At 60.2% G+C, this 23,569-nt stretch carries 23 protein-coding genes; 14 read left to right on the top strand and 9 right to left on the bottom strand.

Translation table 11 applies throughout. The features are described 5' to 3' along the window. Positions 1–19: 19 nt before the first annotated feature. Entirely contained in the window at positions 20–1,198 is a 1,179-nt protein-coding gene (locus tag TRIHO_RS21865; RefSeq protein WP_068248784.1) for a cytochrome P450, read from the bottom strand. Further along, a complete protein-coding gene (locus tag TRIHO_RS21860) occupies positions 1,191–2,081 on the bottom strand; it encodes an amidohydrolase family protein (RefSeq protein ID WP_068248782.1) in 891 nt (296 codons plus the stop codon). Before TRIHO_RS21860 ends, TRIHO_RS21865 begins: the two co-directional genes overlap by 8 nt. An 81-nt stretch (positions 2,082–2,162) precedes the next feature. On the opposite strand from TRIHO_RS21860, the gene TRIHO_RS21855 reads away from it, so the two are divergent. The 4 genes from TRIHO_RS21855 (at position 2,163) to TRIHO_RS21840 (ending at position 5,967) form a co-directional block, all read left to right on the top strand. Continuing rightward, positions 2,163–2,945, top strand: a complete 783-nt coding sequence (locus TRIHO_RS21855; RefSeq protein WP_068248780.1) for a crotonase/enoyl-CoA hydratase family protein — start codon at positions 2,163–2,165, stop codon at positions 2,943–2,945. A 64-nt stretch (positions 2,946–3,009) separates the two neighbouring features. Beyond that, the gene (locus TRIHO_RS21850; RefSeq protein WP_068248778.1) at positions 3,010–4,047 is read left to right on the top strand and encodes a TRAP transporter substrate-binding protein; all 1,038 of its coding nucleotides are present in this window, start codon (positions 3,010–3,012) and stop codon (positions 4,045–4,047) included. Between the two features lie 73 nt (positions 4,048–4,120). Next, positions 4,121–4,642 carry a TRAP transporter small permease gene (locus tag TRIHO_RS21845; protein WP_068248776.1) on the top strand — a complete coding sequence of 174 codons (522 nt, stop codon included), beginning with the start codon at positions 4,121–4,123 and terminating at the stop codon, positions 4,640–4,642. Continuing rightward, on the top strand, positions 4,639–5,967 hold the full coding sequence (locus tag TRIHO_RS21840) for a TRAP transporter large permease (RefSeq protein ID WP_068248774.1): 1,329 nt from the start codon (positions 4,639–4,641) through the stop codon (positions 5,965–5,967). Before TRIHO_RS21845 ends, TRIHO_RS21840 begins: the two co-directional genes overlap by 4 nt. 118 nt (positions 5,968–6,085) lie before the next feature. On the opposite strand, the gene TRIHO_RS21835 is transcribed toward TRIHO_RS21840, so the two are convergent. The 3 genes from TRIHO_RS21835 to TRIHO_RS21825 are packed head-to-tail and all read right to left on the bottom strand — an operon-like array spanning position 6,086 to position 9,120. Continuing rightward, complete coding sequence (locus TRIHO_RS21835; protein WP_068248772.1) at positions 6,086–7,867, bottom strand: feruloyl-CoA synthase; 1,782 nt, start codon at positions 7,865–7,867, stop codon at positions 6,086–6,088. 9 nt (positions 7,868–7,876) lie between these two features. After that, positions 7,877–8,650: an SDR family NAD(P)-dependent oxidoreductase gene (locus TRIHO_RS21830; protein WP_068248770.1), complete on the bottom strand. Its 774-nt coding sequence runs from the start codon at positions 8,648–8,650 to the stop codon at positions 7,877–7,879. Next, the gene (locus tag TRIHO_RS21825; protein ID WP_232367858.1) at positions 8,647–9,120 is read right to left on the bottom strand and encodes a MarR family winged helix-turn-helix transcriptional regulator; all 474 of its coding nucleotides are present in this window, start codon (positions 9,118–9,120) and stop codon (positions 8,647–8,649) included. The genes TRIHO_RS21830 and TRIHO_RS21825 overlap by 4 nt, the downstream gene beginning before the upstream one ends. 82 nt (positions 9,121–9,202) lie before the next feature. On the opposite strand from TRIHO_RS21825, the gene TRIHO_RS21820 reads away from it, so the two are divergent. Then, positions 9,203–9,667, top strand: a complete 465-nt coding sequence (locus TRIHO_RS21820) for a DUF3237 domain-containing protein (RefSeq protein ID WP_068248766.1) — start codon at positions 9,203–9,205, stop codon at positions 9,665–9,667. A 12-nt stretch (positions 9,668–9,679) separates the two neighbouring features. Here TRIHO_RS21820 and TRIHO_RS21815 read toward each other — a convergent pair whose 3' ends face one another. The 4 genes from TRIHO_RS21815 to dctP form a co-directional block, all read right to left on the bottom strand. Further along, positions 9,680–10,558, bottom strand: a complete 879-nt coding sequence (locus TRIHO_RS21815; RefSeq protein ID WP_068248764.1) for an isocitrate lyase/PEP mutase family protein — start codon at positions 10,556–10,558, stop codon at positions 9,680–9,682. 4 nt (positions 10,559–10,562) lie between these two features. Further along, the gene (locus TRIHO_RS21810) at positions 10,563–11,837 is read right to left on the bottom strand and encodes a TRAP transporter large permease (protein WP_068248762.1); all 1,275 of its coding nucleotides are present in this window, start codon (positions 11,835–11,837) and stop codon (positions 10,563–10,565) included. Next, a complete protein-coding gene (locus tag TRIHO_RS21805; RefSeq protein ID WP_068248760.1) occupies positions 11,834–12,331 on the bottom strand; it encodes a TRAP transporter small permease in 498 nt (165 codons plus the stop codon). Before TRIHO_RS21805 ends, TRIHO_RS21810 begins: the two co-directional genes overlap by 4 nt. Before the next feature lie 74 nt (positions 12,332–12,405). Next, on the bottom strand, positions 12,406–13,386 hold the full coding sequence (dctP, locus tag TRIHO_RS21800; protein WP_232367857.1) for a TRAP transporter substrate-binding protein DctP: 981 nt from the start codon (positions 13,384–13,386) through the stop codon (positions 12,406–12,408). Positions 13,387–13,685: 299 nt separating this feature from the next. Between dctP and TRIHO_RS21795 the strand changes: the two genes are divergently transcribed. The 9 genes from TRIHO_RS21795 to TRIHO_RS21755 all read left to right on the top strand — a co-directional run bounded on the left by TRIHO_RS21795 (position 13,686) and on the right by TRIHO_RS21755 (position 23,553). Then, positions 13,686–14,963, top strand: a complete 1,278-nt coding sequence (locus tag TRIHO_RS21795; protein ID WP_068248758.1) for a flavin-containing monooxygenase — start codon at positions 13,686–13,688, stop codon at positions 14,961–14,963. Positions 14,964–15,009: 46 nt separating this feature from the next. Beyond that, a complete protein-coding gene (locus TRIHO_RS21790; RefSeq protein ID WP_068248756.1) occupies positions 15,010–15,426 on the top strand; it encodes a RidA family protein in 417 nt (138 codons plus the stop codon). Positions 15,427–15,430: 4 nt separating this feature from the next. Continuing rightward, positions 15,431–16,105: a DUF1028 domain-containing protein gene (locus TRIHO_RS21785; RefSeq protein ID WP_068248754.1), complete on the top strand. Its 675-nt coding sequence runs from the start codon at positions 15,431–15,433 to the stop codon at positions 16,103–16,105. A gap of 161 nt (positions 16,106–16,266) precedes the next feature. Further along, the gene (locus TRIHO_RS21780) at positions 16,267–17,208 is read left to right on the top strand and encodes a LysR family transcriptional regulator (RefSeq protein ID WP_068248752.1); all 942 of its coding nucleotides are present in this window, start codon (positions 16,267–16,269) and stop codon (positions 17,206–17,208) included. Positions 17,209–17,298: 90 nt separating this feature from the next. Beyond that, a complete protein-coding gene (locus TRIHO_RS21775) occupies positions 17,299–19,368 on the top strand; it encodes an oxidoreductase (RefSeq protein ID WP_068248750.1) in 2,070 nt (689 codons plus the stop codon). 40 nt (positions 19,369–19,408) lie between these two features. Further along, complete coding sequence (argE, locus tag TRIHO_RS21770; RefSeq protein WP_068248748.1) at positions 19,409–20,569, top strand: acetylornithine deacetylase; 1,161 nt, start codon at positions 19,409–19,411, stop codon at positions 20,567–20,569. Between the two features lie 154 nt (positions 20,570–20,723). After that, on the top strand, positions 20,724–21,815 hold the full coding sequence (locus tag TRIHO_RS21765; RefSeq protein WP_068248746.1) for an ABC transporter ATP-binding protein: 1,092 nt from the start codon (positions 20,724–20,726) through the stop codon (positions 21,813–21,815). After that, entirely contained in the window at positions 21,815–22,744 is a 930-nt protein-coding gene (locus TRIHO_RS21760) for an ABC transporter permease (RefSeq protein ID WP_068248744.1), read from the top strand. Before TRIHO_RS21765 ends, TRIHO_RS21760 begins: the two co-directional genes overlap by 1 nt. After that, entirely contained in the window at positions 22,744–23,553 is an 810-nt protein-coding gene (locus TRIHO_RS21755; protein ID WP_068248742.1) for an ABC transporter permease, read from the top strand. The genes TRIHO_RS21760 and TRIHO_RS21755 overlap by 1 nt, the downstream gene beginning before the upstream one ends. The last annotated feature ends 16 nt before the right edge of the window (positions 23,554–23,569 follow it).

Below are 23,569 nucleotides of genomic sequence, written 5' to 3'. Positions count from 1 at the left end.
CATGAATTGCGCCGCAGGTTCAGTTCAACAGAACCGGCAGCTGGATCGGACCGCGAAATCCAAAGCCCCGCCAGATGACCGCGTCGGGATCGGGCAGGGTCATGTTCGGGAACCGGTCGAACAGAAGTGGCAGCATGACCTGGGCCACGGCGCGTCGCGCCACATGTGTGCCCTGGCAGAAATGCGGACCGTTGCCAAAGGACTGATGCAGGATCTTCTCGCGGTAGACGTTAAAGATCTCGCCGTCCTCCATCACCTCTTCGTCCCGGTTGGCGCTGGCCTGGATGGTCATCACCGTGTCGCCTTTGGGCACGAAACAGCCCCGGATTTCCGTGTCCTCTGTGACCAGCCGTGACGAGGCAGAAATCGGAGCAACCCAGCGCACCCCTTCTTCAAAGGCCTTGTCCCAATCGGCGTTGCGCTTGACCTCGGCCAGTTGGTCCGGATTGCTCAGCAGTCCGACAACGATTGTATTCAGGGCATCGCGAGGCTCGTTGATGCCGCCGCCGATCGCGATCTTGATATTGGCGTAGATTTGTTTTTCCGGGATCGGCTCCGCCGCGTTCAACATAACGGAAAATGCGGAGTTGTTGGGGGCGGCCTTGTGGCGATCCTGTATCTTGTCGAACAGGGCATGCATTTCTTCGTTGGCGCGGTCGGCGCGGGCAAATGGTTCGTCCCGCCAGCCAAAGTTCCCGGCCCCGTCGATCAGGGCCTGGCTCCACCGCTGCATGTCGGCATCGCTGGCGTCCTCGATCCCCAGCAGGATGGCAAGGCCGCGGGCGCAATAGGGACCGCTGAGCGCGGGGAAGAGATCGACCATTTCGCCACGGGGAAGGCGGCTCACATAGTCTTCGGCCACTTTTTGATATTGTGGCACCCAATCGTCGCGGATGACGCGCGGGGCAAAGGCGGGCGCCATTGCCATGCGTTCACGCAGATGTTCCGCGCCATCTTTGCGCATCAACGTGTGCGACCAGAAGGCGCGCTTCATCGGCGTGTTGGGGTCGTCCGAGCTGAACAGTTGCGGGTTGTCCTTAACGTATTTGGTATCTGCGGCCTTGGTCAGCAACGTCCGGCCCGCCGCCTTGACGCGGCATACCGGGGCCTCTGCGCGCAGGCGGCGATAGATCGGAAAAGGATCCCGGTCCAGGGCGTCCAGCGTGATGGTCTCATCCAGGGGGGCAAGTTCAGCCATTGCTCTCTCCCAGCAGACGCAACGCGTTTTCCTTGAGGATCAAAGGGCGGACCTCGTCCTTGAACGGGGCGTCAGCGAAATCCGCCAGCCACCGATCCGGCGTAAGCGCGGGCCAGTCAGAGCCGAAGAGCATCTTCTTCTTGAGGATCGAATTCGCGTAGCGGATGAAGGTTTCGGGGAAATATTTCGGGCTCCAGCCGCTCATGTCATAATAGACGTTGGGCTTGTGCTGGGCGACGGCGAGCCCTTCTTCGGTCCAGGGAAAGCTGGGGTGGGCCAGGATGATCGGCATGTCCGGAAAATCCACGGCCACATCATCGAGATGCATCGGGTTGGAGTATTTGAGCCGCATCCCCATGCCACCGCGCATGCCGGAGCCGACGCCCGTCTGGCCGGTGTGAAACAGGGTGATGACACCCTCTTCGGCGCAGGCTTCGAGGACGGTATAACAGGCGTCCCGGTCGTTCGGGAAAAACCCCTGCATGGTCGGGTGAAACTTGAACCCGCGCACGCCAAAGTCGCGGACCAGGCGTTTGACCTCGCGCGCGCCGGCCTTGCCTTTGTGCGGGTCGATCGAGGCGAAGGGGATCAGAATGTCGTCATTCTCGGCGCAGATCTGGGCAACTTCTTCGTTGGAATATCGCCGGAACCCGGTTTCGCGCTCGGCATCCACCGGAAAGATCACCGCCGCGATGTTGCGTTCGCGGTAGTAGGCGGCGGTGTCTTGAACGGTCGGCAGCATGCCCTCGGCCCCTGCGGGGTTCTTGAAATATGTCGCCATCCCGGCCTGGAATTCGTTGTAGCCGTCATCCCGCCCGTGGTTGCACGGTTCCTCTGCATGGGTGTGAAAGTCGATTGCCTTAACGGCGCTGAAATCAACCATATGCGTGCCTCCCCTTTTAAAAATGCTATACATCATAATCGTTATCCAATACAACAAATTTAGAGAACAAGGAGAACCCGCATGGCTGATGTTTCTGGACAGGGCAACGTGACGCGCGTCGAGATTGACGGCGATATTGCAACGCTTGCTTTTGACCGTCCTGAAAAGCGCAACGCCATGAACGACCAGCTTATTGCGGAGCTTGAGGCGTTCTTTGCCCAGCCGCCCGAGGGGGTGCATGTGGTGATCTTGCGGGGAGAGGGCGGCCATTTCTGTTCCGGGCTTGATCTGTCAGAGCATGAACACCGCGACCCGATCGAGGGCGTCTATCATTCGCGCAACTGGCATCGTGTGTCGGAGCTGATCGAGTTCGGAGGCCTGCCGGTGATCTCGGTTCTGACCGGGGCCGTCATTGGTGGCGGTCTGGAAATTGCGGCCTCGACCCATGTGCGTATCGCCGAGCCGGATGTCCGCTTTCAGTTGCCCGAGGGGCGGCGCGGGATCTTTGTTGGCGGTGGTGCGACGGTGCGGGTCGGCCGGTTGCTGGGCGCGGACAGAATGCGGGAGATGATGCTCACTGGCCGCAACTATGGGGCGGAGGAAGGTCTGTCGCTGGGCTTGTGCCACTACAGCGTTGGCAGCGGCGAAGGGCATGATCTGGCAAGGAAACTGGCCCGCAAGATTGCTGACAATGCACCGTTTTCAAATTATCTGATGTTGCAGGCTATTTCGCGGATCCAGGACATGCCACGGTCCGAAGGCTTCTTTACCGAAAGTCTGGCGGCGGCGATGGCGCAAACATCGGACGGCGCAAAGGAGGGAATGCGGGCGTTTCTGGAAAAGCGACCTGCGAAATTCAGGTAAACTGATCGCTCGGGCGTGGAGGAACGCCGACAGAGCACATTTGTCACTTTAGGGAGGAGATGACATGAAGAAACGTAACTTTATCACGGGCACGATTGCGGGCCTGGTGGCCGCAGCGGCGCTTGGTGGCGTGGTCGCGGCGCAAGAGGTCACATTGCGGTTGCACCAGTTCCTGCCGCCGCCGGCCCCTGTTCCTGCGCAAATTCTGAAACCCTGGGCCGAAGGCGTCGAAAAGGCCTCTGACGGGCGGATCAAGATCCAGCATTTTGATGCGATGTCTCTGGGCGGGCGTCCGCCGGAACTGATGGATCAGGCGCGCGATGGCGTGGTGGATCTGTCGATGACGGTTGTCGGCTATACGCCGGGCCGGTTCCCGCGGACCGAGGTGTTCGAACTGCCATTCATGATGACCGATCCGGTTGCCACGGCTGCGGCCTATTGGGAGATGGTCGAGAACGACTTTCAGAACAACGAATACAAGGATGTGAAGGTCCTGGGGGCCTGGGTTCATGGGCCCGGCCTGATCCACACCAAGGATGGCGTCAACAAACTTGAGGATCTCAAGGGCCTGACCCTGCGTGGACCGACCCGGATCATCAATGATCTGCTTGGCGAACTGGGGGCGGAGCCGGTCGGCATGCCGCTACCAGCCATTCCCGAGGCCCTGTCCAAAGGCGTTGTCAAAGGCACCGTGATCCCGTGGGAAGTGACAACGGCGATCCGGCTGTCCGAACTGGTCGGCAACCACACGGAATTCGCCGGGGATGAGGCGTTCTATACTGCGGCTATCGTTCTGGTGATGAACAAGGCCAAATACGACGCCTTGCCAGATGATCTGAAGGCCATTCTGGATGCGGAATCCGGTGCCAAACTGTCCACCTTCGCCACGCAGGTGATGTGGGACATGGACGCCCCAGCCAAGAAAATCGCCGTGGATGCCGGCAATACGGTCGTGACCCTGGATGAAGCCGAGGTCGCACGCTGGAAAGAAGCGGCTGAACCTGTCGTGGATCGCTGGATCGCCGATATGGAAAGCAAAGGCATTGACGGAGCGGCATTGATCGAAGAAGCCCGTGCCCTGATCAAAAAGCACGGCGGCTAAGACCGCGACGCAAACCTGAGGGGGCGGCAACGCCCTCTCTTTTCACGCGGCTTCTTCTAAATTCGGGACCCTCATGTACCGGCACCTCAATTCCCTTGTCTACGCTCTGGCGCATCTTCTTGCCCTGGCTGGCGGCGTTGTCCTGCTTGCCATCACCTTTCTGACCTGCCTTTCCATCCTCGGGCGCGCGGTGATTTCGCTCGACATCGGTCTTGGCCCCATCCGCGGCATCTACGACATGACTGAAATCGGCATGGCGGTCGCGGTCTTTGCGTTCCTGCCCTGGGCGCAATTGCGCGAAGCCCACGCGCGGGTGGATCTGTTTCAATGGGCGATCCCGAAGAAAGCGGATCAGGCGATTGATCTTGTTTTCAACGTGGCGATGGCCTGCGTGGCGATCATCGGCACCCATCGGCTCTACCTCGGGATGCAGGACAAGCTTTCTTATGGCGAGACGACCCTGATTGCCCAAATCCCCGTCTGGCAAGGCTATGCTGCGGGACTCGTCGGGGCGGTCGGTTTTGTCATTGTCGCCCTTTTCTGCACGCTGCGGGCCGCGCGGCGGTTGGCCGGTTATGAGGATATCACGCCATGAGCAATTTCGAACTGGCGATCTGGTCCTTTCCAGTCCTGCTGATGCTGGTCTTCCTGCGCGCGCCGATTGCGCTGGCGATGATTGCGGTTGGCGTCGGAGGGACCTATCTGGTGATCGGCTCTCCGATGATGACACTCAATCAGCTCAAGACGCTGACCTATGGCACCTTCTCCAACTATTCCTTCTCGATCATCCCGTTGTTCTTGCTGATGGGACAATTCGCGACCCTCTCCGGGATGTCGACCTCGTTGTTCAAGGCGGCAGAGAGCTTTCTGGGACATCGCCGGGGTGGTGTGGCCATGTCAGCCGTCGGTGCCTGTGCCGGATTTGGTGCGATCTGTGGTTCGTCGCTGGCCACGGCGGCAACCATGGGGCAGGTGGCCCTGCCAGAGCTGCGCCGGTATGGCTATCCGGATTCGCTGTCGACCGGCGCACTTGCGGCCGGGGGGACCTTGGGCATTTTGATCCCGCCCTCGGTCATTCTGGTGATCTACGCCATTCTGGCGGAACAGAATATTGCCAAGCTGTTCGTGGCGGCGTTCATCCCCGGCATCCTTGCCGCGATTGGATATATGATCGCCATTTCCATCTGGGTGCGGGTTCGGGCCAATGCGGCCGGCGTCAGCCCGCGCATGCCCTGGGGCCAACGGTTGGTGATGCTGGGCAAGGTCTGGCCGGTGATCGTGATTTTCGGCGCGGTGGTCGGCGGCATCTATGGCGGCATCTTTACCCCGACCGAAGCCGCAGCCGTGGGAGCGGCGGGCACCTTTCTGGTCGCGCTGTTCAGTGGCGAAATGTCCTGGCCCCGGCTGAGCGAGTCGATCCTGACGACCGCCAGTGCCAGTGGCATGATCTTTCTCATCATCCTGGGGGCAGGGATCTACAACAACTTCCTGTCCTTGACGCAACTGCCGCAAGACGCCTCGGCCTGGGTGGGGGCGCAAGGGTTTTCGCCCTGGTTTGTGCTGACTATCGTGTTGATCATGTATCTGCTCTTTGGCTGTGTGATGGATAGTTTGTCGATGGTTCTGTTGACCGTGCCGATCATCTTTCCCATCATGTCGGCGCTCGATTTTGGCATGAGCGCGGGTGACTTTGGCCTGTGGTTCGGCATTCTGGTTCTGATCGTGGTGGAGGTTGGGCTGATCACGCCACCGGTGGGCATGAACCTGTTCATCATCAACTCGATTGCCAAGACAACGCCGATCTCCGAGACCTACCGGGGGGCCTTGCCCTTTGTGGTGACGGATATCATCCGGGTTGTCTTTTTGGCGGCGTTTCCCGCGATCACGCTTTGGCTGGTCTGGTTGATCGACGCCCTGTAGCCTGAGGGCTGCGCCGGAAACCCTCACAGAAAAGAGCGGCCCATGATGCGATATCAGGGCCGCTCTTTGATTTTGACTATTGCAGATCCTATTGCAGCGTCCTGGGCTGCGGATGTGTTCAGGCTGTTCGTATTCCGGCTGTTCCGGCAAACAGATCGGCAATCTTATCCGCGTGATTTGCCCGCAAGGCACGTTGATTCAACGAACCTTTTTCCGTGATCTCGCCCTTGTCAAAGCTGGGGTCGTCCGTCAGGATCGCGGCGCGGCGCACCCGCGTGGCAGAGCCGGTGGCACGGCTGCTTGCCTGGGTCAGTTTCTCTGTCAGCGCGGTGACAAGAGCTGTCTTTTCCATCTGCCGCGCGCGTTCGGACAGGATCAGCAAGGCCCCCAGTTCCGCCTCGTTCTCGCCCACGATCACCGCATCGCGCAGCAGGCCGTCCATCGCATCGACCAGGGCGGCACGCACCGCCCCGACCGTCACCCAGGTGCCTGTGTTGAGCTTGAAGTTTTCCGCCACCCGGCCGTCAAAGAAAAACCCCTTGGAAAAATCCTCTGGGTTGGCCGGGCGCAGGGCGTCGCCCATGCAGTAATACCCCTCGTCGTCAAAGGCTTCGGAGGTTTTTTCCGGATCGCCCAGATAGCCGGGTGTAATGGTTGGCCCCTTCAGGCGCAGTTCCAATTTGTCCCCGACCGGAACCAGCTTCATGCTGAGCCCGGCGGCAGGCACCCCAACGTTGCCGGCAAATTCCTGCACCTCGGTACAGGACAATGCAAAGGGCGCGGTTTCGGTGGCGCCGAGGCTGGTGGACAGCAGGACTTCGCGTCCGGTTGTTTGGCGCCCGATGGCACGCAGCCGATCCCATGTGTTTTGCGCCATGCCAGCGCCGGCATAAAACATCATGCCAAGCTGGCTGAAGAACGTCCCGGCCAGCGCGGGATCGGATTCCAGTTCGTCGATCAGCATGTCCCAGCCAACCGGGACGTTGAAATACCAGGTACAGGCGATTTCGCGCAGGTTGCGCAGGGTTTCGCCGAACTTGCCGGGCGCGGGTTTGCCATCGTCGATGTAGTAGGTGCCGCCATTCGTCAGCACCAGATATGAAACCTTGTTGCCGGCCGCCGTATGGTTCCAAGGCGCCCAGTCGAGCACTACGGGCGGGCGTTTTTCAAGGAACCTGTAGCAATCGCGGATCATGGCCTGCGAGGCACAAATCATGCGGTTTGTGTTGATCACGGCCTTGGGGGTGCCGGTTGATCCCGACGTAAAGAGGTATTTGACCACCGTATCGGAGGACACAAGAGCGCGGGCGGCCGCGGATGTTTCGCCAGCGCCCTGCAGTAGGTCGTCAAACCGGACGGTTCCCGCGCCGCGTTGGGTGATGACCGCCATTTGAGGGCTGTGGATCGCCGCGATCGCCGCCGCAAAGGCGTCGCCATCGTCGGCGTAGATGGCACCGGGAGACAGCAGCGCTGCGATATCCTTGAGCTTGCCATGATCCTTTGACACCAGCGAATAGGCGGGGCTGACCGGAGCGTAGGGGATGCCGACGTAGAAACAGGCCGCCCCCAGCAGGGCGTGCTCCAGAGAATTGCCCGACAGGATCAAAAGCGGCCGATGTGGCCCAAGCCCCATATCCAGCAATTGCGCACCGATCTTGCGGGCGGCACCGCGAGCTTCGCCATAGGATATTGTGCGCCAGGCCCCGTCGTCGGGACGCTCTGCGCGCCGGGCAATCCACGGCGCGTCGGGCGTGGCATCGGCCCATTTGTCTAGATAATCCGCAAGGGTCGGCAAGTGAGGCGGCAGCTCTTTGGTCTGCGCCATCAGGATTGTACCATCGTCGCGGGTCTGGATGTCGAATTCGGGCGTCCAGAAATCTGTTGGATCCAGCGTGTTCATCCCCGTCTCCTAGCGCGGAGCCATGCGAATGGCCCCGTCCAGTCGGATCGTCTCGCCGTTGAGCATGGAGTTGCGGGTGATGTGACGGACCATTTCCGCGTATTCCTCCGGATCGCCAAGCCGCGAGGGAAAAGGCACCTGCGCGCCAAGCGAGGCCTGCACCTCTTGCGGCAGCTCATCCAGCAGGGGCGTCAGGAACAGACCCGGTGCAATGGTGCAGACCCGAATGCCCTTGTCGGCCAGGTCGCGCGCCATGGGCAGCGTCATGCTGACAATGCCCCCCTTGGAGGCGGCATAGGCCAATTGCCCGATCTGCCCGTCAAAGGCCGCTACCGAGGCGGTGTTGATGATGACACCACGCGCCCCGTCTGGCCCGATAGGGTCGGCTGCGCAGATCTGTGCGGCCGCCTGGCTGGCACAATTGAAGGTGCCCATCAGATTGACCATCAGGGTCTTTTGAAACAGGGCGCTGTCATGGGGGGCGCCTCGCGAAACGGTTTTCGCGGCGCCGCCAATACCGGCACAATTGACAAGCACACGCAGCCCGCCGAACTGCTCCTGTACGGCGCTGATCCCGGCCGCGACAGAGGCGGGGTCGGAGACATCGACCTTGAAGAAGCGACCGCCGATCTTGGCTGCATGGGCCGCGCCGCTGTCTTGGTTGAGGTCAAACAGCGCCACTTTCAGCCCATCCGCCGCCAAACGAGCCGCCGTTGCCGCGCCCAGGCCGGAGGCCCCGCCGGTGACGATGGCCGTGTGACCGGCCCAATCCTGCAAACTCATTCCTGCTCTCCCTTTTGGCGAATTTTCTTCAACAGTGCCAACAGCGTGGTCTTCTCGCTCTCTGTCATGTCGCTAAAAAGCCGATCCTCATGCGCGCGCACCGCCGCGATTGTCTCCTGGTAAAGCCGTCGCCCGTTGTCGGTTGGAACCAGCGCCTGCACGCGCCGGTCGGTCGGAACCTGTACCCGAGACAGACAGCCCCGGCCTTCGAGTTCGTCGACAATCGCCACAAGACCAGAGCGTTCAATGCCCATCATGCGGGCCAGTTCGCTTTGGGTGATGTTCGGGTATTTGACCGTGAGCGACAGCGCGGAAAAGACGCGGGCGGACAGTCCGTCCTGGCCCAGAGCCTCGCGAAAATCGTTCTGCACGATGATATAGGCACGTTTGAGATTGTAGCCAAACAGCTCTTCCAGATCTGATGACTCGAGATCAAAGTCAGCGACACGTTGGATTGTTTGCTTGGCCATTGGCATCCTCCTGCTTGCTGTAGCCATGTTACGTCGAGTTTGTTACATAGGTAAACAGTTAATTCAGTGAAAGGCTTCTGAAATGAATTTGCCCGCGCCTGCATTCGACCTGGTTTGCACCCTGGATGTGACCCTGGATACCATTCGCGAAATGGGGCCAGGGCGCGCAGGGCAGCGCCGGATCATCCCCATAATCGGGGGCCACGTCACAGGTCCCCGGTTGTCGGGACGCATTCTGAACCTCGGGGCGGATTGGCAGACGGTTTTTGAAAACGGGCTGGCGGAGCTGGACACCCGTTATGCGATGGAAACCGACGATGGTGCGACGATCGAAATCGTCAACTACGGCTTTCGGCATGGGCCGAAAACCGTGCTGGAGGCGGTCGCGCGCGGCGATGCAGTGGACCCCGCTGCGTATTACATGCGCACCCACGCCCGGCTGGAGACAGGGGATCCACGCTACGACTGGGTCAACACCACATTGTTCGTCGGTGTTGGCGGTCGCGCACAGCAATCGGTCAAGCTGGATCTCTATGCGCTAGGCTGACGTCGACGCGCGTTATGTTTCGCGTTTGGAGGTATCGTAACGCTCTGAGGTTGCATAATAATCGTCGAACCCGATCCGGCGGCGCAGTTCGCCAAAATCCATCAGGTCGGTACGGCTGTCGTCCCGCATGCCGCGCAGGGTGGTGACCATTGCCTGCATCGCAGCCGCCATCAACGTTAAAGGATAGGCGGCAATGGAATAGCCAATGTCGCGCAGAACGTCGTTGGGCAGATCCGGCGTTGCACCACCTTCGACGATATTCGCCATCTTGGGGCCGGGCAGGGCGGCGCAGACCTCGCGCATCTCAGCCTCTGACCGGGGGGCTTCGACAAACAGGATATCGGCGCCGAGTTCCGCAAATCTGGCCGCCCGGTCAATCGCTTCGCTCAGGCCGTGTTCATGGCGTGCGTCGGTCCGGGCGAGGATCAGCATATCGCCGCCCTCTTCCTGCAGGGCGGTGCGGGCATCGACGGCGGCGCGGATGCGGTCAAAGGCCTCGTTGCGACCCACCACGGCCTTGCCCGGTGTATGGCCGCAGCGTTTGGGGGCGAGCTGGTCTTCGATCATGACCGAGGCCGCGCCGGCCTTGGCAAAACCTGTCACCGTGCGGCGGACATTCATTGCGTTGCCATAACCGGTATCGCCATCGGCCAGCAGCGGAATTGTGATCGCATCGCAGATGTTGCGAGCCTGGTCCACCACCTCGCCATAGCTCATCAGGCCCAGATCCGGTGCGCCGATCCGGCTGGCAGAGGCCGCAAAGCCGGACATAAAGGTCAGCGCGTAACCTTCCTGTGCGATCAGTTTGGCCGACAGGGCATCATAGCAGCAGGGCATGATGTGGCAGCGATCCTCTGCCAGCAGGGCACGAAGACGGGAAGCTTGGGTCATGAGGTCACCATTTGAAAGGAAGGTAGAGGGCCAGATCGGGCCACAGATAGAGCAGCGCCACAGTGGCGAGCATCAGCAGCAGGAACGGCCAGACCCCGCGCGCCACTTCGCCCAGCGACACCCGCGCCACCGCTTGAATGATATAGAGGTTTAGCCCCACCGGCGGCGTAATCAGGGCGCATTCGACCATGATGACCATATAGATCCCGAACCAGATCGGATCGAACCCCAGCCCCATCGCGGCAGGCAGCAAGACCGGGGTCATGATCAGGATCATCGACAGGGTTTCAAACACCAGCCCCATCAGCAGCAGAACCACGGAAACCAGCAGGATAAACACCAATGGTCCGTCTATATTGCTGGCGATAAAGGCGGAAATATCCTGTGGAATGCGATAAAGCGCGATGGCTTTGCCAAAGATCTTTGCACCGGCAATGATCAGCAGGATCGCGGTGGTGGTGCGGGCGCTGTCGCGGATGGCCTCCCATAGGCTGGTCCAGGTCAGCGTACGCAACACCAGTCCGGTGATCACCAGTGCGGCGGCAAAGCCGACGGCAGAGGCCTCTGTCGGGGTGAATGCACCAGAGTACAGTCCCGCCACGATCAACACCGCCAATGCCACAGAGGGCAAGGCGCGCAGGCTGGCGATCCGCCGTTCAGGCCAGCTTGCCCGTGGCATCGGGGTATAGCTGTCCGAAAACCGCGCATGCAGGATTGAAAAGCCGATGAACAGCAGAACCAGTGTCAGCCCCGGCCCGATGCCTGCAAGAAACAGCGCAATCACGGATTCTTCTGCCACGAAGCCGAAGACAATCATCGGGATGGAGGGCGGTATCAGGATGCCAAGGGTGCCGCCGGCCGCCAGCAATCCGTAGACAAACCGGCGGTTGTAGCCGCGATTGACCATCTCGGGGATGGCAACGGTGCCAATCGTGGCAGCCGTGGCGACCGAAGACCCGGAAATCGCCGCGAAGAGCCCACAGCTGAGGATCGTCGCAACCGCCAGTCCGCCGGGCCAATGCCCGACCCAGGCCTGTACGGCCCCAAACAGGTCGCGCCCGACGCCACCTTTCAGAAGCACATTCGACATCAGCAGAAACAGCGGCACCGCCAACAGGATGAACCCGTCGAGCGTGGACAGGATCGCCTGCGGGGCCATCAGCGGCGAGAACCCGCCGCCGATCAGCATCGCAAGGCCAATACCCCCCAGCGCAAAGGCGACCGGCACCCCGATCAGCAACAGCGCAAAAAGCCCGGCAAGGATGAGAAGAATGCTCATTCGTGGCTGCTCCCCAATGAGGTGGCAGAACTGTTCGGCAGGCCGATAAGCTCTGTCAGGGCTTGCGCGGTCAGCAGCGCAAAACCCACCGGCACGGCCAGTTCGGCCACCCAGCTTGGCAGGTTCAGCAACGAACCGGTGGTGCGTCCGCGCTGCCAGCTGTCATAAAAAATCTCCCAGCCCCAGATCGTTACGATGACCGAAAAGACGATCATGACCGCAAGCGACACAGCGATGCAGAGTTTTTGCAGGCCGCGTGGAAGAAGGTTCGTGACTGCATTGACGGTGATGTGTTGCCGTTGGCTGAGAACCCATCCCATTGCCAGCAGACATCCCCAGATCAGGCAGAGCTGGCTAAGTTCGGCAGCCCAGGTGGTTGGTTTCACAAAGAAATAGCGCGCGATCACTTCAAAGGTCAGCATCCCGCCGGTCAGCGCGAGAAGCCACGCCCCCAGGACGCCTGCCCAGCGGGACAGAGTGGAAACATATTGCATGGGAAATCCGTAGGTGCAGAGGCGGAAAGAACAGCCCGGAACCGGGCTGCTCGATGTCACGATGGGCGTGACAATTACTGGCTCGCGGCCTCAAGGATCTTTTCGCCAATCTCACCGGTCGATGCCAGATAGGAGTCATAGACGGGTTGCGAGACGGCCTTCCAGGCGGCGATATCCTCGTCGCTCAGCTCTACGATGGTCATGCCGTTTTCCTTGGCCGCGGCATAGGCCTCGGCTTCGATTGCGGCCATTTTATCCCGGACATCGTTTTGCGCGACAGTTGCAGCGGCGCGAATTTCGTCCTGCAGTTCGGCGGAAAGATTGTTCCACCAGTCGGTGTTCACAACCACGACAAATTCGATATCGGCGTGGTTGGTGACGGTGATGGTGTCCATGACCTCCCACAGTTTGCGGGATTTGACGCCAGATACGCCGGTCATGCCGACATCAACCGTGCCGCGCTGGTAGGCGAGGTACTGTTCCGAGCCGGAAATCAGCGTCGGAGCGCCGCCTGCCGCGGTGACGAAATCGCCAAGCGTCTTGCCAAAAACCCGGACCTTTTTGCCCTTCATGTCAGACGGCGATTTGATCGGACCGTCGTTCGACAGGATGATCGCGCCGCCATAAGCCTGCCAGAACAGGATCTGACCGCCGGTCTTGGCGACTTCTTCCTCGATCATGCTGCGCACCGGGCTGCCCTCGGCCACGGCTGCGCGGACCTTGTCCTCGGAATTCAGCAGGAACGGCATGTAGAAAACGTCCACAACCGGCGCATCGCCCACATAGCGCGTCAGCGAAGCCACGCCCGCCTCGATCGCACCGGATCCCACAGCCGCCGGAACTTCCTTGTCCTTGTACAGCGTGGCGCTGTCGTAGATTTCGACATCAATGGCCCCATCGGTCCGGGCCTCGACCTCTTTTTCGAACAGCGACAGGTTCTGTCCCAGGTGGCTCGTCAGCGGCAATTGCAGCGAAATCCGCATTTTTTCCGTGGCCTGTGCGCCACCCGCAAGCATGGAAAGGCCGATTGCGGCCCCGACTATTTTATTGAACACGTTTCACTCCTCCCTGAATGAATAGGGAAAAACTATCCAATCAACTGGAAGTTACAAGTTTTTTCGCCCCCGACCGGATCGCGCGCCGACCTCAGGCGGGGTGGGGTCCCCTGCTTAGGGAAAGCCGAACCGACGATGAGAGAGACATTTGTTTTTCCCCGGTGTTGGAGCTGACAGATTGTCGATCAAGCCCTGAGCCGGGCAGGCAGCCGCGCCTGCTGTTTCGGGGGCTGGCCGATGAATGACACTATATTTCAACCGATCCGAGCGGGACCGGGACGACCGTGAAAGGGTGCGACATGCAGAACGAGACGGTAAACACCTTGGTTGTCGGTGGCGGTCAGGCGGGGGTCGCCATGAGCGAACACCTCGGCAGGCTGAACATCCCGCATCTCGTGTTGGAAAAACACCGGATTGCCGAACAATGGCGGACTGGCCGCTGGGACAGCCTGGTGGCCAATGGTCCCGCCTGGCATGATCGCTTTCCGGGGCTGGAGTTTGCGCAGATCGACAAGGACGATTTCCCGTCAAAGGATGCGATCGCTGACTATCTCGAAGATTATGCCCGGATGATCGCGGCGCCGATCCGCACCGGTGTCGAAGTGCTGCGCGCCGAGCGGATCCCTGGCCACCGTGGGTTTCGCGTCGAAACCACCGACGGCGTGATTGAGGCCGAAAACATCGTCTGTGCCACGGGTGCGTTTCAAAAGCCGGTGATCCCTTCCGTTATACCGGAAACTGCGGAGTTGATGCAGCTGCATTCGCATGGGTATCGCAACCCCGACCAATTGCCAGATGGCGCGGTGATGGTTGTCGGGGCGGGGTCGTCGGGTGGCCAGATCGCGCGGGAACTGATGGAGGCAGGCCGGAAGGTCTACCTCTCGGTTGGTCCGCACGAACGGCCACCTCGCCGCTATCGGGGGCGGGATTTCTGCTGGTGGCTGGGCGTTTTGGGACTTTGGGATGTGTCGGCGATGGCACCGGGGACAGACCATGTGACCATTTCGGTCAGCGGCGCCAGGGGCGGCGAGACGGTTGATTTCAGACGGTTGGCAGCGCAGGGCATGACGCTTGTCGGGCGAACCGAAACCTACGAGGCGGGTGTCGTCACCTTGGCCGGCGATCTGGCGGCCAATCTCGCGGCAGGCGATGCCAGCTATCTCAAGATGCTGGACGCCGCCGATGCCTACGCGGCTCGCTATGGTATCGACCTGCCCCCTGAACCCGATGCGCGCGAGATCCCGCCCGACCCGGCCTGCGTCTCGTCACCGCAGCGGGCGCTCAACCTGGCAGAGGCCGGGATCACGTCGATCATATGGGCAACAGGATTTTCACGTGATTACAGCTGGCTAAAGGTCGATACCTTTGATGATGCGGGCGCGCCGGTGCATCAGCGTGGGGTCTCCGATCAGCCCGGAGTCTACTTCCTTGGCCTGCCTTGGCAGTCGCGGCGGGGATCCTCTTTTATCTGGGGGGTCTGGCATGACGCCAAACACGTGGCCGACCAAATTCACACCCAGCGCAAATACCTGGACTATCATCGTGCGACCCTAGAGGCGCAGCCCGACCGCGCCTGACCGCGCGCCCTCACATCGCAAATGGCCAACAAACGGGACTCCTCTCATGGCGCACAGACGCATCCGCAAGTTCAATACCGCCGACACCTATCCCGAGCAAAACTTGGACAATGACCTGTGTCAGGCCGTGGTCACCGAAGGCGGCAAGACGGTTTATCTGCGGGGACAGTGCCCGCAGAACCTCGACGATGCCCGCAACATCGACAGCCATGATCCGGTCGAGCAAACCCACAAAGTGATGCAGAACATCCAGCAGCTGATTGAAGAAGCAGGCGGCCGGATGGAGCATCTGGTCAAAGTGGTCGTCTATATCACCGACGTGCGCCACCGCGAGGCCGTGTATCGTACCATGGGGCTTTATATCAAAGGGGTTTATCCCGTTTCGACCGGGCTGGTGGTGCAGGCCCTGGCGCGTCCTGAATGGTTGGTCGAAATCGACGGCACCGCCGTTATCCCGGAGTAAACGCATGACCTTTTCCCTTGTGGCCCGTTGCGCGGAAACCGGCATGTTCGGTCTGGCCATTTCCTCCTCCTCCCCGGCCGTCGCCGCGCGCTGTTCGTTTGCGCGCGCCGGGGTCGGTGCCGTGGCCTCGCAGAATGTCACGGACCCGGCGCTTGGGCCCAAAGCGCTGGATCTGATGCATAGCGGTCTGAGAGCTCATGAGGCGATGGCAGCCCTTATCAAGCACAGCCAGTTCACAGAATATCGGCAGGTCATCGCGATTGACTGTACGGGATCAACGGCCATCCATTCCGGGCCGAACTCACTGGGTATCTGGACGCAGGCACAGGGCAGGAACGTGGCATCAGGGGGCAACCTTCTGGCGAACGATACGGTGCCACAGGCAATTGTGGATGGGTTTTGTGCGGCGAAGGGACATATCGGCGACCGTTTGGTCGCCGCGCTGCGGGCAGGGCTGGCGGCGGGCGGCGAAGCCGGTCCGGTTCATTCCGCGGGTCTGAAGATCGTCGACAAGGTCAGCTGGCCGGTGGCAGACCTTCGCTGCGACTGGACGGAGCGCTGCCCGATTGAAGAGGTCGCGACCGCTTGGGAGGTCTACAAACCGCAACTGGAGGCCTACATCCAGCGCGCGCTGGATCCGCGCGAGGCCCCTTCCTATGGTGTCCCCGGCGACGACTGATCAGGAAAGCGGTGCCGCAACAGGCGTTTTGGGCGGCGGTACACGTTCCGCCCTTCCCGAGGCCCCGGAGCGCGACCTGTCCCTTGACAAATACCCCGCGCTCAAGCCGATTTGGAGCGAGGGCCGAAGCAGATGTCGCGCCCCGGCAAAGGACGCCTCAAATGCCACTGCGGTTCACATTACGTCAGCTCGAATACTTTGCCGCGGTGGGGGAGCTGGGCTCCATTGCGCAAGCGGCGGAGAAGGTGAACGTCTCGTCGCCATCCATTTCCGCCGCGATCACCCAATTGGAACGAGAATTTGGCCTGCCGCTGTTTGTCCGTCAACATGCGCAAGGCCTGTCCCTGACCCAGGCCGGTCGGCGCATGCTGGAACAGGTGACCCTGATCCTGCGGGAGGCGGACCGTCTGAACGAACTTGCGGGTGATATTTCCGGCACCGTACGCGGGCCGCTCAATGTTGGCGGGCTGGTCACGTTTGCTCAGGTCATTCTGCCGTCGGTCCGGGCCAGTTTTGAAACCGCCTTTCCCGAGGTGCGGGTCCGGCAGATGGAGTTGAATCAGGCCGAAATTTTCAGCGCGTTGCGGCGCGCCGAAATTGATGTGGCCCTGACCTACGACCTCGACCTTCCGGCCGATCTGGTTTTTGAACCGCTTTTGGAGCTGCCGCCCTATGTCGTGGTCGCACCGGATCATCCGCTGGCACAGAACAGCGATATCGCGGCGACAGATCTTGTTTTGCACCCGATGGTGCTGTTGGATCTGCCGTTCAGCTCGGAATATTTCCTGTCCTTCTTCGGCGGTCTGCCGGTCAAGCCACAGATCGCGGAACGGACCAAGGATATGGCTGTCATGCGCAGTCTCGTGGCAAACGGGTTTGGCTATTCGATCGCCAATATTCGCCCGCTGAGCAATGTGTCACCGGATGGTAAACCATTGAAATTTATCCCGCTGCGGCGACCCGCGCGCCCGATGCGCATGGGGTTGCTGATGCCCACCGATGCGGAACGGGCCAATACGATCCGGGCATTTGTCTGCCATTGCAAAGAGCAGCGCGACAGTGGTGGGTTTCCAAATTTGGCAGTGCAGGCTCCGGGGGCTTAGTCTTTCCCTAACCCTCGGTTTTGCAACGCTGTCTTTCGCCGCTCGATCCCGTCGCTATCCTGTCCTCAGCCACACTCTGAGGAGCCGAAATTGCGCGATCCACGCTACGATATTCTGTTTGAACCGATGGCCATTGGCCCGGTCACTGCGAAAAACCGGTTGTATCAAGTACCGCATTGCAATGGCGGCGGTTATCGGGACCCATCGGCGGCGGCAGAGATGCGCGGCATCAAGGCCGAAGGCGGCTGGGGGGTCATCTTTACTGAACAATGCGAAATGCATCACACCTCGGAAATCACGCCCTTCATCGAGCTGCGGCTCTGGGAAGACAAAGACATTCCGATGTTGCGAAAGATGTCGGAGCGGATGAAGTCACACGGGGCCTTGGCTGGTATCCAGCTGGCCTATTCCGGTATCAATGGCCCCAATCTATACACCAAGGAAGTGCCACTGGCGCCCTCCGCGCTGCCGATCCGGACCTTTACCAACGACCCGGTGCAGGCGCGCGCCCTGGACAAGAGCGACATCAAAGACCTGCGCCGCTGGTTCGTGAACGCGGCCAAACGCTCCCGCGAGGCGGGGTTCGATCTGATCTGTCTCTATGGCGCGCATGGGTTTGGCATCTTTCAGCATTTTCTGAGCCGGGCGACCAATCAACGCAGTGATGAATATGGCGGCAGCCTGGAAAACCGGGCGCGTTTCGTCAACGAAGTTGTCGCAGATATACGGGACGCGGTGGGCGACACCATGGGGATCACCCTGCGGGTCAGTCTGGACGAGTCCATTGGCACGCTTGGGTTTTCCAACGCCGAAGTGCGCGACTTCATCGAAATGAACAGGGATCTGCCGGACCTTTGGGACCTGGCCCATGGCACCTGGGAGGACTGCTCTGGTCCGTCACGGTTCAAGGAAGAGGGCGCGCAGGAACAATTGGTGCGTGGCATTCACGAATTGACCGACAAGCCCATCGTGGGTGTCGGTCGCTTTACCAGCCCCGATGTGATGGCAAAGATGGTCAGATCCGGGACGCTGGATTTCATCGGCTGTGCCCGCCCGTCGATTGCGGACCCCTTTTTGCCAAAGAAGATTGAAGAAGGCCGGGTGGAGGACATCCGCGAATGTATCGGCTGCAATATTTGCATCACGGGTGATATGACGATGTCGATCAGCCGCTGCACCCAGAACCCGACCTTCATGGAAGAATGGCGCAAAGGCTGGCATCCCGAAAAAATGAACGCCAAAGGCGCCAGCCGCTCGGTTCTGGTGGTCGGTTCCGGGCCGGCGGGGCTGGAGGCGGCCTGGGCGTTGTGTCGTCGCGGATATGATGTTGCCGTTGCCGAGGCACGCACCGAAATTGGCGGCCGCGTGGTGCGGGAGGCCAAGCTGCCCGGTCTTTCGGCGTGGCGACGCGTTGTTGATTACCGGCAATATCAGCTCTCTCAGCGGGGCAATGTGGAGATCTATCTTGAGAGTGCGCTCGACGCGGACAGCATCCTCGATTTCGGATTTGAAAACATCTGCATTGCAACCGGTGCGACCTGGCGTGCCGATGGCGTGGCCCGCCAGCATGTGGTCCCGATGCCGATTGCCGAGGGCGCAAATATCTACACGCCGGATGACCTGATGGAGGGTACGGTTCCAAGTGGCAAAGTGATCGTTTTTGACGACGATCACTACTATATGGGCGGCGTATTGGCGGAGATGCTGGCCAAGGGCGGCGCCGATGTGACGCTAATCACGCCGTCGGCCTATGTGTCCGACTGGACCAACAACACGCTTGAACAGATCGCAATCCACCCTCGGCTGGTCGATGCCGGGGTGGAGATCGTGCTGAACCGCGGCTTAACCGAGATCCATCCGCATCACGTTGTCAGCAATTGCGTCTATACCAACAGAACCCAAACCTATGAATGCGACGCCGTGGTCATGGTCGCAGCCCGCAAGGAAAACAGCGCGGTCTATGATGGGCTGAAAGCACGCGAAGGAGAATGGGCCGATGCCGGGCTGAAATCCGTCACGATCATCGGCGATGCCAACGCGCCGGGACCGATTGCCTGGGCGACGTATGCCGGGCATCGCTATGCCCGCGAACTGGACGGCGCTGACATCGGCGATGCACTGCCGTTCCGTCGTGAGATCACTGAACTCGCGCTGGACTGACCCCTTTGCCACCAACACCAGACCGGGAGGCGACTTGAATATGAGTAGGACACTGCAAATTCTGGATCGGCTCATCGGCTTTGACACGGTGAGCGCAAAGTCCAATTTGGCGCTGGTAGACTATGTTCAGGCGTTTCTGTCCAACCTCGGCTTTACGGTGCACCGTCTTGCGAGCCCCTGTGGCCAGAAGGCGGGGTTATTTGCGTCGCTCGGCCCGGCTGGCAAAGGCGTCCTGCTGTCGGCGCATTCGGATGTCGTGCCGGTCGACGGCCAAAGCTGGTCGCGGGACCCCTTTCGGCTGACGCTGGACCGCGACCGGGCCTATGGGCGTGGAACCACCGACATGAAGGGCTATCTCGCTTGCGTTCTGGCTCTGGCCGAGCGCGCGGCGGGTGTTGCTTTGGCGGAGCCGCTCAAAATCGCGCTGTCCTATGACGAGGAGGTCGGTTGCGTCGGCGTCCAGCACATGAGTGGCGATCTGGAGCGCAGCATCGGCCTGCCGCGCGCCTGTATCGTGGGCGAGCCTACCGAAATGCAGGTCGCCATCGGCCACAAGGGAAAGGGATCGCTCAGCGCGGTATGTCACGGCCAGAGCGGGCATTCCGCCCTGGCGCCGCGTTTCCTGAATGCGCTGCATGTCGCCGGGGATTTCCTTGCGGAGTTGCGCAAGATCCAGGACACCCTGGCCATGGTCGGCGCGCAGGACAGCGCCTATGACATCCCATATTCGACGGTTCATGTCGGCCGTATGAGGGGGGGAGAGGCGCTGAACATCGTACCCGTTCGGGCCGAAATATTGTTTGAATACAGACATCTGCCTGCGGATGATCCAAAGGGCATCCTGTCGCGGATCCAGGACAGCGCACAAATGGTGCGCGCCGCTCACAGGCTGCGGTTTGAGACGGCTGATATCGAGATCCACCCCATCAATTCGTATCCCGGCCTGGAGATCTCACCCAAGGCAGAGGTGACGCGGCTGGTGCAAGGCCTGGTGCACTCCGATCAGACGATCAAAGTTGCCTTTGGCACCGAGGCCGGGGTCTTTGCCGGTCTGGGCATTCCCACTGTCGTTTGCGGTCCGGGGTCAATGACGGGGCAGGGGCACAAGGCGGACGAATTTATTGCAGTGGCGCAACTGGCAGAATGTGACCGTATGATGGACCGGCTGTTGGCGGAACTGACGGGGCGCGTGCCGGCCTGAGCCAGGGTTCTCGCGCTGCACGGATTTTGGGCGCGCCGCTCATATTCTACCCCTTGCCTTAGGCAGAGGTTAAGCAATGCTAAGTGACAGAATTCTTGGGCAATTGTCGACCGGTTCCTATGGTTCTGTCTAACTCGGAAAGACGGAGTTTGTCGTGTCAGACAGCAGAAAAATTGCCATAGATGTTCGTGGTGCGGTCAAGCGGTACGGTGACTTTACGGCGCTTAACACGGTCTCCCTGTCGATCTATGACAACGAGTTTTTTACGCTTCTGGGGCCTTCTGGGTGTGGCAAGACGACATTGTTGCGGATGATCGCCGGCTTTGAAGAGGTCACCGAAGGGGCGATCTTTCTATTTGGCGACGAAATCGCCGATTTGCCGCCGAACAAGCGTCCGGTGAACACCGTATTTCAAAACTATGCGTTGTTTCCGCAGATGACGGTTCTGGACAATGTCGCCTTCGGTCTGGAGATGCGGGGTCAATCGCGGCCTGAATCCCGGCGTGCCGCCGGCGAGATGCTGGAACTGGTGCAGTTGTCGGACTTTGCCAGCCGTCGACCGGCGCAACTCTCCGGTGGCCAGCAACAGCGGGTGGCGCTGGCACGCGCGCTGGCGCCAAAGCCCAAGGTCCTGCTTCTGGACGAACCGCTGTCGGCGCTGGATCTCAAATTGCGCAAGGCCATGCAGATGGAACTGAAACATCTTCAGCGCGAAACGGGCATCACCTTTATCTTTGTCACCCACGATCAGGAAGAAGCGCTGACCATGTCAGATCGCATCGCGGTTATGTCCGCCGGCGCGCTGCAACAGCTTGGCGCGGCGCGGGACATCTATGAACGCCCTCACAATATGTTCGTGGCGGATTTCATCGGCGAAACCAATCTGTTGGAGGTTACGGTACGTGAAGTTCGGGACGGGCGCGCCATCTGCAGTCTGGGTGGCGGTCATATCCTCAGCGGCAAATCGGACCAGGAGGTTCGTATCGGCGCCCGAGTGCATATATCCGTCCGGCCGGAACGGCTCTTTATGTCCGATGCGCCGACCGACGCCGAAGGGCTGCGCGGTCGGGTCAGGGAAAACATCTTTGCCGGGACCGATATCACGACGCTGGTCGATCTGGACGAGGGTCCCAATCTGGTGGTGCGCACCTCCAATTCGGACCGTGGCAACAAGCGGATTTTTGAGCCGGGCAGTGCAGTCTACGTCAACATGGAGCAGGAGGCCGCGCGCCTCCTGATGGACTGATGGCAGGCGGCACGGCGAGCAGCGGCGGCACCGCGGCGGACACCTACAAGAACGCGCGCCCCTGGCTTTTGCTTCCTGCCTGGGCGTTCTTGGGGGTCTTTGTCCTCGCGCCGGTTTTCATGATGCTGGTTTATTCGTTTCTGACCAAAGAGTTCCGGGGCGGCGTGATTTGGGAATTCAGCACGGCGGCCTATGATCAGTTTTTCTTCAATCGGGGGCTTTTTGGCGATGAACCGCCAACGATTGAATGGACCTATATCGCGATTTTCTGGCGCTCGATCTGGCAGGCGGCGACGGCGACGCTGATGGCGCTGCTGATCGGGTTTCCGACCGCCTATTTCATCGCTACCCGACCCGAAAAACTCCGCCCCATGTGGGTGTTTCTGATCACCATCCCCTATTGGGTGAATTTGCTGATCCGCACCGTGTCGATGAAATTCATGTTGCGGGACAATGGACCAATCAACGATTTTCTAGTCGGCACCGGGCTGATCAACGAGCCGATCACGATCATCAACACAAATTTCGCCGTGCAGCTTGGGCTGTTCTACTCTTACCTCCCGTTTATGGTGCTGCCGATCTATGCCAGCGTCGAACGCTACAATTTTTCCCTGAGCGAAGCCGCAGCGGATCTTTATGCCTCAAAATGGGTGACCCTGCGCCGCATCCTGCTGCCGGCGGTGAAACCGGGGGTCGTTGCGGGATGCATCCTGGTCTTTGTCCCTTCGTTGGGGTCGTTTCTTGCGCCCGACCTGCTGGGCGGGGCCAAGAATTTCATGATCGGCTCCTTGATTGAGGAGCAGTTCAAAGGCAACGCCGGCAATTGGCCCTTTGGCGCGGCGGCATCCATGGTGCTGTTGACCATGGTCCTGATCCTGCTGCTCATCTTCGCCCGCCAGCAGGCCAGGGCACAGAAGGGAACGGGCTGATGCGACGCGCGAAACTCGATATCAAGAGCTATCCAGGTTTCTTTGCCATCACGTTGGTATGCCTGTTGATCCTTTATGCGCCGTTGCTGGTGGTGACCGTCTATTCGTTGAACGACAGCAATTCGATCACCAATTGGGAAGGGGTCAGTTTGCGTTGGTACGTGGATGTGTTTTCCGGCCCCGAAAGCCAAAAATTCAAAGCGGCGGCCTGGAATTCCTTTACCATTGCGATCATCGCGGCAACCGTCGCCACCACGATTGCAACCCTTGCTGCCACCGCGATGATCCGAAGTGGCGCGTTCAAGCTGCGCAGCCTGTCCTTCGGCCTGATCAGCCTGCCGCTGATGGTGCCGGAAATTGTTCTGGCCGTCGCCACGCTGATCTTTTTCAATTCGGTCGGGTTTACACGCGGCTATGGCACCATCCTGATTGCGCATATCGCGTTCTGTATTCCGTTTGCCTATTTGCCGATTGCCGCGCGGATGCAGGGTATCGATGCCAGCTATGAACAGGCCGCACAGGATCTGTACGCAACCAAAAGACAGGCCTTCACCCGCATATTGCTCCCGATGATGATGCCGGGAGTTATCTCCGGTTTTCTGCTCGCATTTATCGTCTCTCTTGATGATTTCATCATCACGAATTTCGTCAAGGGGGCCGGCATCGAAACCCTGCCAACGGCTATCTTCGGGTCGGTCAAGCAGGGGATAAAGCCGAACATCATGGCGATATCGACGCTGTTGCTTGGCGTTTCGATCTTACTCGTGACGATTTCATACGTCGTCAGCAAATCAGAAAAAACAAAATAACCAACAGATGGAGAGA

The organism is Tritonibacter horizontis (assembly GCF_001518015.1).
GTDB lineage: Bacteria > Pseudomonadota > Alphaproteobacteria > Rhodobacterales > Rhodobacteraceae > Epibacterium > Epibacterium horizontis.
This window is presented reverse-complemented; position numbering and strand designations above follow the sequence as displayed.

What these genes read in the sequence shown, in the direction of transcription:
- TRIHO_RS21815 (WP_068248764.1), bottom strand. Translation starts at nt 10,558, where the DNA reads ATGACCCAAGCTTCCCGTCTTCGTGCCCTGCTGGCAGAGGATCGCTGC.
- TRIHO_RS21760 (WP_068248744.1), top strand. Translation starts at nt 21,815, where the DNA reads ATGGCAGGCGGCACGGCGAGCAGCGGCGGCACCGCGGCGGACACCTAC.
- TRIHO_RS21825 (WP_232367858.1), bottom strand. Translation starts at nt 9,120, where the DNA reads ATGGCCAAGCAAACAATCCAACGTGTCGCTGACTTTGATCTCGAGTCA.
- TRIHO_RS21805 (WP_068248760.1), bottom strand. Translation starts at nt 12,331, where the DNA reads ATGCAATATGTTTCCACTCTGTCCCGCTGGGCAGGCGTCCTGGGGGCG.
- TRIHO_RS21755 (WP_068248742.1), top strand. Translation starts at nt 22,744, where the DNA reads ATGCGACGCGCGAAACTCGATATCAAGAGCTATCCAGGTTTCTTTGCC.
- TRIHO_RS21845 (WP_068248776.1), top strand. Translation starts at nt 4,121, where the DNA reads ATGTACCGGCACCTCAATTCCCTTGTCTACGCTCTGGCGCATCTTCTT.
- TRIHO_RS21795 (WP_068248758.1), top strand. Translation starts at nt 13,686, where the DNA reads ATGCAGAACGAGACGGTAAACACCTTGGTTGTCGGTGGCGGTCAGGCG.
- TRIHO_RS21840 (WP_068248774.1), top strand. Translation starts at nt 4,639, where the DNA reads ATGAGCAATTTCGAACTGGCGATCTGGTCCTTTCCAGTCCTGCTGATG.
- TRIHO_RS21865 (WP_068248784.1), bottom strand. Translation starts at nt 1,198, where the DNA reads ATGGCTGAACTTGCCCCCCTGGATGAGACCATCACGCTGGACGCCCTG.
- argE (WP_068248748.1), top strand. Translation starts at nt 19,409, where the DNA reads ATGAGTAGGACACTGCAAATTCTGGATCGGCTCATCGGCTTTGACACG.
- TRIHO_RS21780 (WP_068248752.1), top strand. Translation starts at nt 16,267, where the DNA reads ATGCCACTGCGGTTCACATTACGTCAGCTCGAATACTTTGCCGCGGTG.
- TRIHO_RS21790 (WP_068248756.1), top strand. Translation starts at nt 15,010, where the DNA reads ATGGCGCACAGACGCATCCGCAAGTTCAATACCGCCGACACCTATCCC.
- TRIHO_RS21860 (WP_068248782.1), bottom strand. Translation starts at nt 2,081, where the DNA reads ATGGTTGATTTCAGCGCCGTTAAGGCAATCGACTTTCACACCCATGCA.
- TRIHO_RS21855 (WP_068248780.1), top strand. Translation starts at nt 2,163, where the DNA reads ATGGCTGATGTTTCTGGACAGGGCAACGTGACGCGCGTCGAGATTGAC.
- TRIHO_RS21830 (WP_068248770.1), bottom strand. Translation starts at nt 8,650, where the DNA reads ATGAGTTTGCAGGATTGGGCCGGTCACACGGCCATCGTCACCGGCGGG.
- TRIHO_RS21850 (WP_068248778.1), top strand. Translation starts at nt 3,010, where the DNA reads ATGAAGAAACGTAACTTTATCACGGGCACGATTGCGGGCCTGGTGGCC.
- TRIHO_RS21820 (WP_068248766.1), top strand. Translation starts at nt 9,203, where the DNA reads ATGAATTTGCCCGCGCCTGCATTCGACCTGGTTTGCACCCTGGATGTG.
- TRIHO_RS21785 (WP_068248754.1), top strand. Translation starts at nt 15,431, where the DNA reads ATGACCTTTTCCCTTGTGGCCCGTTGCGCGGAAACCGGCATGTTCGGT.
- TRIHO_RS21810 (WP_068248762.1), bottom strand. Translation starts at nt 11,837, where the DNA reads ATGAGCATTCTTCTCATCCTTGCCGGGCTTTTTGCGCTGTTGCTGATC.
- TRIHO_RS21835 (WP_068248772.1), bottom strand. Translation starts at nt 7,867, where the DNA reads ATGAACACGCTGGATCCAACAGATTTCTGGACGCCCGAATTCGACATC.